Source organism: Serratia sp. TSA_7 (assembly GCF_052692135.1).
Genome location: NZ_JBQZFU010000005.1, coordinates 64,554 through 77,697, shown reverse-complemented (window position 1 = coordinate 77,697; position 13,144 = coordinate 64,554). Strand labels below are relative to the sequence as shown.

At 57.6% G+C, this 13,144-nt stretch carries 12 protein-coding genes; 7 read left to right on the top strand and 5 right to left on the bottom strand.

The features are described from left to right. Nucleotides 1-306 precede the first annotated feature (306 nt). Nucleotides 307-1,257, top strand: a complete 951-nt coding sequence (gene corA / locus ACUTQW_RS16985; RefSeq protein ID WP_004950926.1) for a magnesium/cobalt transporter CorA — start codon at nucleotides 307-309, stop codon at nucleotides 1,255-1,257. 109 nt (nucleotides 1,258-1,366) lie between these two features. After that, nucleotides 1,367-2,425: an AbrB family transcriptional regulator gene (locus ACUTQW_RS16980; protein WP_020438293.1), complete on the top strand. Its 1,059-nt coding sequence runs from the start codon at nucleotides 1,367-1,369 to the stop codon at nucleotides 2,423-2,425. Here ACUTQW_RS16980 and rarD read toward each other — a convergent pair. Then, on the bottom strand, nucleotides 2,417-3,304 hold the full coding sequence (gene rarD, locus ACUTQW_RS16975) for an EamA family transporter RarD (protein ID WP_006323028.1): 888 nt from the start codon (nucleotides 3,302-3,304) through the stop codon (nucleotides 2,417-2,419). The genes ACUTQW_RS16980 and rarD overlap by 9 nt on opposite strands. A 64-nt stretch (nucleotides 3,305-3,368) precedes the next feature. Next, nucleotides 3,369-3,839 carry a thioesterase family protein gene (locus ACUTQW_RS16970; RefSeq protein WP_004950929.1) on the bottom strand — a complete coding sequence of 157 codons (471 nt, stop codon included), beginning with the start codon at nucleotides 3,837-3,839 and terminating at the stop codon, nucleotides 3,369-3,371. A 204-nt stretch (nucleotides 3,840-4,043) separates the two neighbouring features. On the opposite strand from ACUTQW_RS16970, the gene pldA reads away from it, so the two are divergent. Genes pldA through rhtC form a run of 3 tightly spaced genes read left to right on the top strand, consistent with a single transcriptional unit; the run spans nucleotide 4,044 to nucleotide 7,442 of the window. Continuing rightward, nucleotides 4,044-4,922 (top strand): phospholipase A, encoded by an 879-nt coding sequence (gene pldA, locus ACUTQW_RS16965; protein WP_004950930.1) that lies wholly within the window; start codon nucleotides 4,044-4,046, stop codon nucleotides 4,920-4,922. A gap of 48 nt (nucleotides 4,923-4,970) precedes the next feature. Beyond that, complete coding sequence (gene recQ / locus ACUTQW_RS16960; protein ID WP_037433859.1) at nucleotides 4,971-6,803, top strand: ATP-dependent DNA helicase RecQ; 1,833 nt, start codon at nucleotides 4,971-4,973, stop codon at nucleotides 6,801-6,803. A gap of 12 nt (nucleotides 6,804-6,815) precedes the next feature. Further along, nucleotides 6,816-7,442, top strand: a complete 627-nt coding sequence (rhtC, locus tag ACUTQW_RS16955) for a threonine export protein RhtC (protein ID WP_004950932.1) — start codon at nucleotides 6,816-6,818, stop codon at nucleotides 7,440-7,442. A 50-nt stretch (nucleotides 7,443-7,492) separates the two neighbouring features. Here the strand turns inward: rhtC and rhtB are convergent, their stop codons facing one another. Beyond that, nucleotides 7,493-8,113, bottom strand: coding sequence for a homoserine/homoserine lactone efflux protein (gene rhtB, locus ACUTQW_RS16950; RefSeq protein WP_004950933.1), 621 nt, complete (start codon nucleotides 8,111-8,113; stop codon nucleotides 7,493-7,495). Nucleotides 8,114-8,249: 136 nt separating this feature from the next. Here rhtB and pldB point away from each other — a divergent pair, with 136 nt between their 5' ends. Together pldB and yigL are read left to right on the top strand one after the other, a co-directional pair. After that, nucleotides 8,250-9,287, top strand: a complete 1,038-nt coding sequence (gene pldB / locus ACUTQW_RS16945) for a lysophospholipase L2 (RefSeq protein WP_004950934.1) — start codon at nucleotides 8,250-8,252, stop codon at nucleotides 9,285-9,287. A gap of 11 nt (nucleotides 9,288-9,298) precedes the next feature. Then, nucleotides 9,299-10,099: a sugar/pyridoxal phosphate phosphatase YigL gene (gene yigL / locus ACUTQW_RS16940; protein ID WP_006323036.1), complete on the top strand. Its 801-nt coding sequence runs from the start codon at nucleotides 9,299-9,301 to the stop codon at nucleotides 10,097-10,099. Between the two features lie 247 nt (nucleotides 10,100-10,346). On the opposite strand, the gene glpQ is transcribed toward yigL, so the two are convergent. Both glpQ and glpT read right to left on the bottom strand, forming a co-directional pair. Continuing rightward, nucleotides 10,347-11,426 (bottom strand): glycerophosphodiester phosphodiesterase, encoded by a 1,080-nt coding sequence (glpQ, locus tag ACUTQW_RS16935; protein ID WP_004950938.1) that lies wholly within the window; start codon nucleotides 11,424-11,426, stop codon nucleotides 10,347-10,349. 82 nt (nucleotides 11,427-11,508) lie between these two features. Further along, a complete protein-coding gene (glpT, locus tag ACUTQW_RS16930; protein ID WP_004950940.1) occupies nucleotides 11,509-12,864 on the bottom strand; it encodes a glycerol-3-phosphate transporter in 1,356 nt (451 codons plus the stop codon). Between the last annotated feature and the right edge of the window lie 280 nt (nucleotides 12,865-13,144).

The window sequence follows — 13,144 nt, the reverse complement described above, 5'->3', positions numbered from 1 at the left end:
CAATTATCCTGTCTAACGTGTTGACAGGCTTTTTCTTCTCGGCGTAACATGCGCGCACGATTATCAATGAGGACATACGCCTTGGACACACCCAGTAGATACTGGCTCACTGACCTGGACAACAACAGGTACAACTTCTAAGGCTATCCCATTGAGCTGATGGCCTTCGTGGTTGTCGGCGACCCCGCAAAGCGTCGCTACGAGTCAGATCCTTCATGGTCTGAAACAAGCTGGTGATGCAACACCCCTCTGTTTCTGTGCTTCCACGCGTTGTCTGCACCTGTCACCGATAGGGAGTTTTGGCACATGCTAAGCGCGTTTAAATTAGATAACAGTCGCCTGTCCCGTCTGGAGTTGGATGACTCGGATGATCTCACCTCGTCACTGTGGGTTGATCTGGTTGAGCCGGAAGAGGGCGAGCGTGAGCGCGTGCAAAACGAGCTGGGCCAAAGCCTGGCGACACGCCCGGAGCTGGACGACATCGAAGCCTCCGCGCGTTTCTTCGAAGACGAAGATGGCCTGCATATTCACTCCTTCTTCTATTTTGAAGATGCGGAAGATCACGCCGGCAACTCGACCGTGGCCTTCACCATTCGCGACGGCCGGTTGTATACCCTGCGTGAACGCGAACTGCCGGCGTTTCGTTTGTACCGCATGCGCGCCCGCAATCTGACGATGGTCGACGGCAATGCCTATGAGCTGTTGCTGGATCTGTTCGAAACCAAGATTGAGCAGTTGGCGGACGAGATCGAAAATATCTATAGCGATCTGGAAAAGCTCAGCCGGGTGATCATGGAAGGCCATCAGGGCGACGAATACGATGAAGCGCTGTCAACCTTGGCGGAACTGGAAGATATCGGCTGGAAAGTGCGCCTGTGTCTGATGGATACCCAACGCGCGCTTAACTTCCTGGTGCGCAAGGCGCGCCTGCCGACCGGCCAGTTGGAACAGGCGCGTGAAGTGCTGCGCGACATCGAATCCCTGTTGCCGCATAACGAATCGCTGTTCCAGAAGGTGAACTTCCTGATGCAAGCGGCTATGGGCTTTATCAATATCGAGCAGAACCGCATCATCAAGATTTTCTCGGTGGTCTCGGTGGTGTTCCTGCCGCCGACGCTGGTGGCTTCCAGCTACGGGATGAACTTTGAGTTCATGCCGGAGCTGAAGTGGTCGTTCGGTTATCCGGGTGCCATCAGCCTGATGATCCTCGCGGGGCTGGCTCCTTACCTGTACTTCAAGCGCAAGAACTGGCTGTAAGCCGGCGGGCGACCCGATCGTCCGTTATTTCTGCGTTACCTCAACGCTTAGCCTGCTAAATAGGGGTACAATGACGCCTCGTCTCATCTGCCCGTAAGGCGTGAGTTTGATGGAGAAGTTGCCCCGCTGGTCTCAATGGCTGCTCCTGCTGCTGGCTTCGCTGGCGCTGGGGTTTGGCCTGCAAACATTTCATATTCCCGCGGCGCTGTTGCTGGGGCCGATGATCGTCGGCGTGGCGATGGGGCTGTTGGGTGCCACGGTGCGCATTCCCACGCGCCTGTTTATCGTCGCCCAAGCGGTGCTGGGCTGCATGATCGCGCAAAGTCTTTCCCCCGCTATCCTCACGCCGTTACTCGACGACTGGCCACTGGTGCTGCTGGTACTCTTTGCCACGCTGGCGGCCAGCGGCGTTTCCGGCTGGTGTCTGGTGCGTTTCAGCGGGCTGCCGGGGCCGACCGGTGCCTGGGGTTCATCGCCCGGCGGCGCTTCGGCGATGGTGGCGATGGCGGGAGATTTCGGTGCAGATGTCCGGTTAGTGGCATTCATGCAGTACCTGCGGGTGCTGTTTGTCGCCACGGCGGCGGCCATGGTGGCGCGGATTGGGCTGGGGGATGAGGCGGGCCACGGCAGCGCCGCGCTGGAATGGTTCCCCCCGCTGGATTGGCGTTTTCTCGCGACGCTGGGTATCGCCGTTGCCGGCGCCTGGCTGGGCCCCCGGCTGCGGATCCCTTCCGGTGCGTTGCTTTTACCGATGATTATCGGCGCCGCGCTGCACTCCAGCGGCGCGATGGCGTTGCAGGTGCCGGAATGGTTGCTGGCGCTGGCTTATACCCTGATTGGCTGGAGCGTAGGGCTACGTTTTACCCGGCCGATATTTTTGCTGGCGTTGCGTACCTTGCCGCAGATGGTGGCGTCGATAGCGGCGCTAATGCTGTTTTGCGGGCTGCTGGCGTGGATGCTGACCCGCTTCCTGCCGGTGGATCTGATGACCGCCTATCTGGCAACCAGCCCGGGCGGGCTGGACACCGTGGCGATCATTGCGGCGGGCAGCCGGGTGGATATGTCCTTTGTGATGGCGATGCAGACGCTGCGGTTGTTCACCATTCTGCTGACCGGCCCGGCGATGGCCCGCTTCATTTCCAATCGGGCCTCGCCTGCGTCAACGTAATTTGCGTTGAGTGTAAAGCGCGTCGAGGATAAACAGCAGCAGCGCCGCCCAGATAAAGCCGAAGGTCACCAGTTTATCCTGGCCGATGGTCTCTCCGTAAAAAGTGACGGCCAGCAGGAACATCAGCGTCGGGCCGAGGTACTGGAAAAAGCCGAGTGTCGACAGGCGCAGGCGGGTCGCCGCGGCGGTAAAGAACAGCAGCGGTATGGTGGTGACGACGCCGGCGGCGACCAGCAGCAGGTTCAGCGACCACGGGTTGGCGCTCAGATGGCTGGTCGGGCTGTCGGCGAACAGGAACAGGTACGCCGCCGCTACCGGCAATAACCACAGGGTTTCAATCAGCATGCCGGTCTGCGCGTCGATGGCGATCTTCTTGCGCAGCAAGCCGTAGAAGGCAAAGCTGAACGCCAGCCCCAGGCCGATAATCGGCAGCGAGCCGAATTGCCATAGCTGAATCAACACGCCGGCAAACGCCAACACCACCGCCAACCACTGCATGCGGCGGAAACGCTCGCCCAGGAACAGCATCCCCAACAGCACGTTAACCAGCGGATTAATGAAATAGCCCAGGCTGGCCTCCAGCATGTGGTGGTTATTCACCGCCCAGATAAACAACAGCCAGTTGCCGCCGATCAACACTGCGGTCACCGCCAGCAACAGCAGCCGTTTGCGGTTGCTGCAGGTGGCGCGAACCTGCGGCCAGTTGCGGCCCAGCGTGATCAGCGCCAGCATAAAGAAGAAAGACCAAATGACCCGATGAGTGAGGATCTCATCGGCGGGCACCTGTTGAATCAGTTTGAAATAGGCCGGGGCGATGCCCCAAATAAAATAGGCGGCCAGAGCAAAGAAGATGCCCTGCCGCGTTTGCTGTGCGTCCATGACGATACTCGGATGGGTAAAACGGAGATGCGGTGAGTGTACTTAAGACGCTCACCGCACACAATCACCCGACCAGGTAGGTGGCGGTGGCACTGGCGATATGCAGGCCATCGTGGTTATGCAGTTCGACGCGGGCGACCGCCACTTTGTTGCCGCTGCGCAAGACGCTGGCGGAGGCGACGAAATGCTCGCCGCGGCCGGGGCGCAGGTAGTCAACGCGCAGATCTATGGTTCCCATGCGCGACAGGCGCGAGGCCACTTCCTCTTCGATCAGCGGGTCCAGACGCATCAGCACGCTGCCGGCGCAGGCCAAGCCGGCGGCAACGTCCAGCACTGAAGCGATCACGCCGCCGTGCAGGATCTTCTGGGCGGCGTTGCCCACCAGTTTGGGCTGATTGGTGAAGCTCAGTTCAACGTAGTCATCTTCAAAACGGCGCAGTTCAAGGCCCAGTTCGCGGTTAAACGGCATGTGGTAAACAAAGATTTCGCCGATTTTCTGGCGTGCAGCATCGAGTGTCAGTGGTGTAGTGGACATAAATACCCGTTCTTTATTCAATAGAGTGAGGAGGTTATTAACTGGTCAGTCCAGGTTAATCGTTTGTTGATTTTATGCCTATATTTTGTTGCTTGCCAGACTAATCCAATAAATGCACACCGCACTGCTGCAAAACCGCCTTTGTGTGTAAAATGGCCTGTTTTTATTTCAGAGTTTGTCATTTTTGTTGGAGTGGGGAACGTTATGCGCATTTTGTCAGGGATCGTTTTGGCCATGTTGGCGGCACCATTGCTGGTGCAGGCGGAAGAGGCCAAAGAGCAGCAAATTCATGATAAACCCGCGGTGCGCGGCAGCATTATCGCCAACATGCTGCAGGATCACGACAACCCGTTTACGCTATACCCGTACGACACCAACTATGTGTTGTACACCGATACCAGCAATATCAACAAAGAAGCCATCAAGACCTACAACTGGGCCGAGAAGGCGCGCAAGGATGAAGTGAAATACCAGCTCAGCCTGGCCTTCCCGCTGTGGCGCGGCATTCTGGGCGACAACTCGGTGCTCGGCGCCTCTTATACTCAGCGTTCCTGGTGGCAGCTTTCCAACCACGGGGAATCGTCGCCGTTTCGCGAAACCAACTACGAGCCGCAGGTATTCCTCGGCTGGGCGACGGATTACCGCTTTGCCGGCTGGACGCTGCGCGACGTTGAAGTGGGCCTCAACCACCAGTCCAATGGGCGTTCGGATCCAACCTCCCGCAGCTGGAATCGCGGTTACGCGCGTTTTATGGCGCAGAACGGCAACTGGCAGGTGGATCTGAAACCCTGGTTCCGCTTCTCGGAAAGCGACAGCAGCGATGACAACCCGGATATCACCAAATACATGGGGTATTACCGTCTGAAAGTCGGTTACGCCTGGGGCGACAGCGTGTTCAGCGTCGACAGCCATTACAACTGGAACAGCGGCTACGGCGGCGCGGAACTGGGTTGGAGCTACCCGATCTCCAAACACGTGCGTTTCTACACTCAGGTGTTCAGCGGCTACGGCGAATCGCTGATTGATTACAACTTCCGGCAGACACGGGTTGGCGTTGGTGTCATGCTTAACGATATTATGTAATACGGCCGTCATGATGGCGGCGCAATGCAGCAAAAAGTGGGGAAGTGTGTGTCAACCGCAGCAGTGATAAACAAAGAGTTGCTGGCAGAGCAGGTATTGCGCGATACCTTTGGCTACCAGCAATTCCGACCGGGTCAACAAACGATTATCAACGCGGCGATCGGCGGGCTGGATTGTCTGGTGGTCATGCCGACCGGCGGCGGTAAATCGTTGTGCTATCAAATCCCGGCGCTGGTGATGGATGGCCTGACGTTAGTGGTTTCCCCGTTGATCTCGCTGATGAAAGATCAGGTCGATCAACTGCTGGCCTACGGCGTTTCCGCCGCCTGCTATAACTCGACGCAGACGCGCGAGCAGCAGTTGGAGGTCATGGCGGGTTGCCGCAGCGGGCAGATCAAAATGCTGTACATCGCCCCCGAGCGGCTGATGATGGACAGCTTCCTCGACTTGCTCGACCACTGTCCGCCGGCGCTATTGGCGGTGGACGAGGCGCATTGCATTTCGCAGTGGGGCCATGATTTCCGTCCTGAATACCGCGCGTTGGGTCAGTTGAAGCAGCGCTTCCCGACGATGCCGGTGATTGCCCTGACCGCTACCGCCGACGAGTCTACCCGTGGCGACATCGTGCGCCTGTTGGCGCTGCACGATCCGCTGGTGCAGATCAGCAGCTTTGACCGCCCAAACATTCGCTATACGCTGGTGGAGAAGTTCAAACCGCTCGATCAGCTGTGGCGCTTCGTGCAGGACCAACGTGGCAAGAGCGGTATCATTTACTGCAACAGCCGCGCCAAGGTGGAAGACACCACCGCGCGTTTGCAGAGCCGCGGGCTGAGCGTGGGCGCCTATCATGCCGGGCTGGACAACGATCGCCGCGCGCAGGTGCAGGAAGCGTTCCAGCGTGACGATTTGCAGGTGGTGGTAGCCACCGTCGCCTTCGGCATGGGCATCAACAAACCCAACGTGCGTTTCGTGGTGCACTTTGATATTCCGCGCAATATCGAGTCCTACTATCAGGAAACCGGCCGCGCCGGGCGTGACGGCTTGCCGGCCGAAGCGATCCTGTTGTATGACCCGGCCGACATGGCCTGGCTGCGCCGTTGCCTGGAAGAGAAACCGGCCGGGCAGCAGTTGGATATCGAGCGCCACAAGCTGAATGCCATGGGGGCTTTCGCCGAAGCGCAAACCTGCCGTCGTTTGGTGTTGCTCAACTACTTTGGCGAGGGCAAGCAGCAAAATTGCGGTAACTGCGATATCTGCCTCGATCCCCCCAAGCGCTATGACGGGCTGGAAGACGCACGCAAGGCGCTGTCCTGCGTATATCGCGTCGGCCAGCGGTTTGGCCTGGGTTACATTGTCGAAGTGCTGCGCGGTTCCAATAACCAGCGCATCCGCGAATACGGGCACGACAAGCTGCCGGTGTACGGCATAGGTCGCGAGCAAACGACCGAGCACTGGACCAGCGTACTGCGTCAACTGATCCACCTGGGGTTTATTACCCAGAACATCGCCATGCATTCGGCGCTGCAATTGACCGAGGCCGCGCGCCCGGTACTGCGTGGTGAGCTGGAGCTGCAACTGGCGGTGCCGCGCATTCAAAGCCTGAAGTCGCGTGGCAGCGCCAATCAGAAATCCTACGGCGGCAATTACGATCGCAAGCTGTTTGCCAAACTGCGCAAGCTGCGTAAATCGATTGCCGACGAAGAAAATATCCCGCCTTACGTGGTATTTAACGATGCCACGCTGTTGGAAATGGCGGAGCAAATGCCGATCAAGGCCGGCGACCTGCTTAGCGTTAACGGCGTTGGCCAGCGCAAACTGGAGCGCTTCGGCGCCCCGTTTATGGCGATGATCCGCGATCACCTCGATAATGACGAAGAATAAGGGCAATAAATCATGTTGATGCTGTTTCTGACCGTGGCGCTGGTGCACTTGATCGCGCTGATGAGCCCGGGGCCGGACTTCTTTTTTGTTTCGCAAACCGCCGCCAGCCGTTCGCGCCGCGAGGCGATGATGGGCGTAGTGGGCATTTCACTGGGTATCGTGGTGTGGGCGGGGGTTGCGCTGATGGGCCTGCACCTGATCTTGCAGAAAATGGCCTGGCTGCACCAGATCATCATGGTCGGCGGTGGGATTTACTTATGCTGGATGGGCTGGCAACTGCTGCGTTCCGCACGCTCCCAGAACGCCCAATCGGTGCCGGCGGACGAAGTGAAAGTGGCGTTGCCAAAGGCCGGACGCAGCTTTATCCGCGGTTTCCTGACCAACCTTTCAAACCCGAAAGCGGTTATCTATTTCGGCAGCGTGTTCTCGCTGTTTGTCGGTGACGACGTGGGCGCCGGCGCGCGCTGGGGCTTGTTCCTGCTGATTATCGCCGAGACCTTTGTCTGGTTCAGCCTGGTGGCGGTAGTGTTTGCGTTGCCGGCAATGCGCCGCGGCTATCAGCGTTTGGCGAAATGGATCGACGGGCTGGCAGGCGTGCTGTTCACCGGTTTCGGGTTGCACCTGATCTTTACCCGTTAATCGCAGGAAGATATCGCGAGGGCCGAACAGTGATGTTTGGCCCTTTTGCATTATGCCTTTCTGGCTGTAGCCAATAACCCGGCCACCAGAATAAACAGCGAACCGAAGATGCGGTTCAGCAACTGCATTTGACGCGGCGTCTTCAGCCAGCCGGCAATGCGGGTCGCCAGTGTGGCGTAGCCAATCATCACCACAATATCCACCGCCACGGTGGTCACGCCGAGTATCAGATACTGCTCGGTCTGCGGCTGGTTAGGTAAAATAAACTGCGGGAACAGCGCGGCCAGAAACACGATGCTCTTCGGGTTGGTCAGATTCACCAGGACGGCACGGCGGAACAAACGGCGGCGCGGCATGGTACCCGCCAGCGTATGCAGATCCAACGAACCGGCGGCGCGCCACTGTTGGATACCGAGCCACACCAGATAGGCGGCGCCGAGCCATTTCAGCAATTCAAACGCCATCAGCGACTGTGAGACCAACGCACCCAGGCCAATGCCCACCAGCACGATATGCAGACTCAACCCGACCTGCAGGCCGGCGATCGATGCCGCCGCGCCGCGATACCCGTGGCTGATACCGGTGCTCATGGTGTTGATTGCGCCTGAGCCGGGTGAGAGGCTGAGGATAAGGGTTGTCAGCAGATAGGTTAACCACCAGTCCAAGGTCATCGTAAGGCTCCCTGAAAGTACCAATTTGTGCCAAAATGGGCCCGGTTCTTGTAAGAATTCAATCACAATACGCTAGTATTATTTCTTGTGCCAGAGGCCACATTTTTGCCGCTGGCGGCTCAGGGAAAAGCTCTCAATGACGTCGTTCACCCACAGCACCGATGACTGGTTAATGCGTGAAACGCAGTTCGCTGCTTTCGCCACCGGCCCGCTGCTGGATTTTTGGCGGCTGCGGGAAGAGGGCGAGTTCAGTGGCGTGGGCGGCGTGCCGATCCGCTTCGTGCGTTTTAGCTCATCGCGCCATCAGCGGGTGGTGGTGATAAGCCCCGGGCGCATCGAAAGTTACGTTAAATATCCAGAAGTTGCCTACGATCTATTCCATTGCGGTTTTGATGTGATGATTCTCGATCATCGCGGGCAAGGCCGTTCTGGCCGTTTGCTGGCTGATACGCACCGCGGTCATGTGGTAAACTTTGCCGATTATATTGACGATTTCGCCCAGTTTTATCAGCAGCAAGTGGCACCGCGCGGCTACCGACACCACTTTGCGCTGTCGCATTCGATGGGCGGCGCGATACTGGCGCAGTTTCTGGCGCGTCAGCCGCAGGCGTTTGATGCCGCCGCGTTTTGCGCGCCGATGTTCGGCATTCATCTGCCGATGCCGGGCTGGATGGCGGACCGCATCCTTAACTGGGTGGAGAAACACCCGGCGGTGCGCGATTACTATGCGATAGGCACCGGCCAGTGGCGGCCGCTGCCCTACGTGGTCAACGTATTGACCCACAGCCGTGAACGCTATCGCCGCTGTTTGCGTTATTACGCCGATTATCCCGAGTTGCAGGTGGGGGGCCCTACCTATCACTGGGTAAGAGAAAGCATTCAGGCCGGGCGGCAGATTGTCGCGCAGGCGGCTAAAATCACCACACCGCTATTATTATTGCAGGCCGGTGAGGAACGGGTGGTCGACAACCGTTCCCAGCAGGCTTTTTGTCAGGCACTGTCAGACGCGGGGCACCCTTGCGAAGGGGGGAAACCGCGGGTTATCCAAGGCGCACGCCATGAGATCCTGTTCGAGCGGGACGCGATGCGCGCCGAAGCATTGAACGCAATCCTGCGTTTCTTTGCTCAACACTTAGGTGGCGCCCCTGCCGCCGACCACTCCATCAGAGGTTAGAACATATCCTTATGTATCACGTCGTCGCTTCCGATTTAGATGGCACGCTGCTATCACCTGACCACACCCTGTCGCCTTATGCCAAAGAGACGTTGAAGCTGCTGACCCAGCGTGACGTGCACTTTGTGTTTGCCACTGGCCGGCATCACATCGACGTTTCGCAGATCCGCGATAACCTCGATATCAGCGCCTTTATGATCACCTCCAACGGCGCCCGCGTGCATAACACCGCCGGCGAGCTGATTTTCAGCCACAACCTGGCAGAAGACATTGCCCGCGATCTCTACGGCATGCTGCATGACGATGCGGACATCACCACCAACGTTTATCGCAACGACGACTGGTTCATCAACCGGGAAAGCCCGGAGCAGGAAGAGTTCTTCCGGGAATCGATCTTCCAGTATCAGCTGTTTGAGCCGGGCCTGCTGGAAACCGACGGCGTGTGCAAGGTGTACTTCACCTGTGACGACCATGAAAAGCTGCTGCCGCTGGAAGATGCCATCAATGCGCGCTGGGGCGATCGGGTTAACGTCAGCTTCTCGTTCCCGACCTGTCTGGAAGTGATGGCGGGCGGCGTATCCAAAGGCCATGCGCTGGAAGAAGTGGCCAAAATCATCGGCTATTCGCTGAAAGAGTGCATCGCCTTCGGTGACGGCATGAATGACCTGGAAATGCTGGCGATGGCCGGCAAGGGCTGCATTATGCGCGACGCGCACCAGCGCCTGAAAGACAAGCTGCCGGAGCTGGAAGTGATTGGTTCCAATGCCGACGACGCAGTGCCGCATTACCTGCGCAAGATGTTCCTGGGTTGATATGAGCAGGATACCTTCAGACGGCTGACAAAGTCCGTTATTAGGGAGAGCGTGCCGAAGGGGTCGTAGCGGCTTGCCCGCCGACCAATTTGCCTGGAGCAAATTGGAACGACTTCATGTCGGCCCGCAGGGTGGGACACAGGGATGTGTCCCATAATGGCCCCTCGGTGCGCTAGGCCCGGGTATCTCGGGTTTAAAGACAACTTTGTCATCAAATTCAGGGCGCCTTGCGGCGCCCTTGTCCGGGTTACTTGTGCTGGCCCTGCTTTTGCAGGAACTGCACGCCCTTGTCGGGGAAGTCGGTGAACACGCCGTCAACGCCCGCCTGGTTGTAAATCACGTCATACAGCTGATTCACGTCGGTCACGTAGTTTGGCAGCGCATCGGCGCGGATGGTGAACGGATGCACCGCCAGCTTGTTGGCATGGGCTTCTTTCACCATATCGGTCAGCACCACGTGGCCCGGCTTGGATTTCTCCGCTTCCACCAGCATGTGGTAGTCCGGGCCGATACCGTCGGCGTACTGGGCAATCTGCTTCATCGCGCCCGGCTTGAACATCCAGTCATAGTCGTATTCCACCCATTTGCCGTCGGCTTTCTGCTCATAGGTTTCCTGCCACTTGTTGTAGGCGATCAGTTGGATCAGCTTCAGATCCATGCCCATCTTCGGTTCCAGCTCGGTTTTAATCCGTTTCAGTTCATTGGCGTCGAAGCATTGCAGATAAACGTTGTCACCCTTGCCGGTATAACCATACTGCTTCAACACCGCCAGCACTTTGCTGGAGATATCCTTGCCTTCCTGCTTGTGGAACCACGGCGCTTTGATTTCCGGGTAAATACCGATGTTTTTGCCGGTCGAATGGTTCAGCCCCTGCACAAACTCGATCTCTTCCTGGAAGGTATGAACGCGGAAGTCCGATTTGCCCATCGGGAAGCGGCCAGGGTAGCCCTGTACCTTTTTGCCGTTTTCGATCTCAAAGCCTTCCGTGAACTTCAGCGATTTGATTTCCGCCAGGGTAAAGTCGATGGCGTAATAACGGCCGTCTTTGCGTGCCCGGCTCGGGAAGCGTTCGGCCACATCGGTGACGCGATCGAGGTAATGGTCATGCAGCACCACCAGCTCGTTGTCCTTGGTCATCACCAGATCCTGCTCGAGGAAGTCCGCACCCTGCGCGTAGGCCATAGCCTTCGCCGGCAGCGTGTGTTCCGGCAAATAGCCGCTGGCGCCACGGTGGGCGATCACCACCTTGTCCGCCGCCTGTGCGGCGCTGACCATTGAGGTGGCCAGGATGATCCCTGTCAGCAGGGCTTTGACGTGAGTCCGCATTCTGTAATTCTCCATGTTGTAGGTGCAGGGTAATAAAAAGGCCGCAGCGCGGCCTTTAAATAATGCGAAATTTGTATGACGCTTAGCCGCGTTTGTTGGCTGCGATTTCCGCGTGGTGCTTTTTCTCGCTCAGCATGGTCAGCAACAGCAGCACTACCGCGCCGATACTGCCGCCAATCATCACCATAAAGCCGCCGTCCCAACCGAAGTAGTCCACGGTGTAACCGACGATGGCGCTGGCCGCAACGGAACCGCCCAGGTAGCCGAACAGACCGGTGAAGCCCGCTGCAGTTCCCGCCGCTTTCTTCGGTGCCAGTTCCAGCGCGTGCAGGCCGATCAGCATCACCGGGCCGTAAATCAGGAAGCCGATGGTGATCATGCAGGCCATGTCGATGCCAGGATTGCCGACCGGGTTGAGCCAGTAGACGACGGTAGCGATGGTCACCAGCGTCATAAAGAACACGCCGGTGGCGCCGCGATTGCCTTTGAACACTTTGTCCGACATCCAGCCGCACAGCAGGGTGCCCGGGATACCGGCGTATTCGTACAGGAAGTAGGCCCAGGAAGACTTATCCAGCGCGAAATGCTTCACTTCTTTCAGGTAGGTCGGTGACCAGTCCAGAATGCCGTAACGCAGCAGGTAAACGAACACGTTGGCCACGGCGATGTACCACAGCAGCTTGTTCGGCAGAATATACTGCATGAAGATCTGCTTGGCGGTCAGCTCTTCTTCCGCTTTCTCGCTGTAGTCGTCCGGGTAATCGTTTTTGTATTCTTCGATCGGCGGCAGGCCGCAGGATTGCGGGGTATCGCGCATCAGCGCAAAGGCGATCAGGGCCACCAGAATAGCGCCGAAGGCCGGCATATACAGCGCCGCGTGCCAGTCGTTGAACCAGGCCATCCCCAGCAGGAACAACAGCGGCGGCAGGCCGCCACCCACGTTATGGGCGCAGTTCCAGACCGAAACGATACCGCCGCGTTCTTTCTGCGACCACCAGTGCACCATGGTGCGGCCACAAGGCGGCCAGCCCATGCCCTGGAACCAACCGCACAGGAACAGCAACACGAACATGACCGCGATGCTCGATGTCGCCCAGGGCACGAAGCCCATGAACAACATCACTGCGGCAGCCAGAATCAAGCCGGCGGGCAGGAACACGCGTGGGTTGGAGCGGTCAGAAACCGACCCCATGATGAATTTGGAAAAACCGTAGGCGATGGAAATACCCGACAGCGCGAAACCGAGGTCGCCGCGGCTGAAGCCCTGATCGATCAAATAAGGCATGGCCAGGGTGAAGTTCTTACGCACCAAATAATAGGCGGCGTAACCGAAGAAAATCCCCATAAAAATTTGCCAGCGCAATTTACGGTAGAGCGGGTCGACTTTGTCGACCGGCACACGGGAAATGTGTGCTGCCGGCTTAAAAATACTCAACATGAGTGCCTCCGATGGCTTTTAGTTATCACATCAATATGATTTTTTACGTTCATTTGATGATTGAGCGGATATCGAATGTGGTGTTTTTTTGTTCCATAACGAGCGTCATCCTAGTCAAAACAGCCTGGTGTCGCTGTGATGAATGGCGCAAATGTTACACTTTTATGAAACTCAGGCGGATTTTGAGCGATTAGTTAACGATATGAAATAGAAAAACGGTCAAAAATCGTGATTCTGATCACATTCATGGTTTTTTGTGGACATTTTATTTTCGTTTTGA

Bases quoted from the DNA above. Each gene is read 5' to 3' on its own strand.
- corA (WP_004950926.1), top strand. From the start codon at position 307: ATGCTAAGCGCGTTTAAATTAGATAACAGTCGCCTGTCCCGTCTGGAG.
- ACUTQW_RS16980 (WP_020438293.1), top strand. From the start codon at position 1,367: ATGGAGAAGTTGCCCCGCTGGTCTCAATGGCTGCTCCTGCTGCTGGCT.
- rarD (WP_006323028.1), bottom strand. From the start codon at position 3,304: ATGGACGCACAGCAAACGCGGCAGGGCATCTTCTTTGCTCTGGCCGCC.
- ACUTQW_RS16970 (WP_004950929.1), bottom strand. From the start codon at position 3,839: ATGTCCACTACACCACTGACACTCGATGCTGCACGCCAGAAAATCGGC.
- pldA (WP_004950930.1), top strand. From the start codon at position 4,044: ATGCGCATTTTGTCAGGGATCGTTTTGGCCATGTTGGCGGCACCATTG.
- rhtC (WP_004950932.1), top strand. From the start codon at position 6,816: ATGTTGATGCTGTTTCTGACCGTGGCGCTGGTGCACTTGATCGCGCTG.
- rhtB (WP_004950933.1), bottom strand. From the start codon at position 8,113: ATGACCTTGGACTGGTGGTTAACCTATCTGCTGACAACCCTTATCCTC.
- pldB (WP_004950934.1), top strand. From the start codon at position 8,250: ATGACGTCGTTCACCCACAGCACCGATGACTGGTTAATGCGTGAAACG.
- yigL (WP_006323036.1), top strand. From the start codon at position 9,299: ATGTATCACGTCGTCGCTTCCGATTTAGATGGCACGCTGCTATCACCT.
- glpQ (WP_004950938.1), bottom strand. From the start codon at position 11,426: ATGCGGACTCACGTCAAAGCCCTGCTGACAGGGATCATCCTGGCCACC.
- glpT (WP_004950940.1), bottom strand. From the start codon at position 12,864: ATGTTGAGTATTTTTAAGCCGGCAGCACACATTTCCCGTGTGCCGGTC.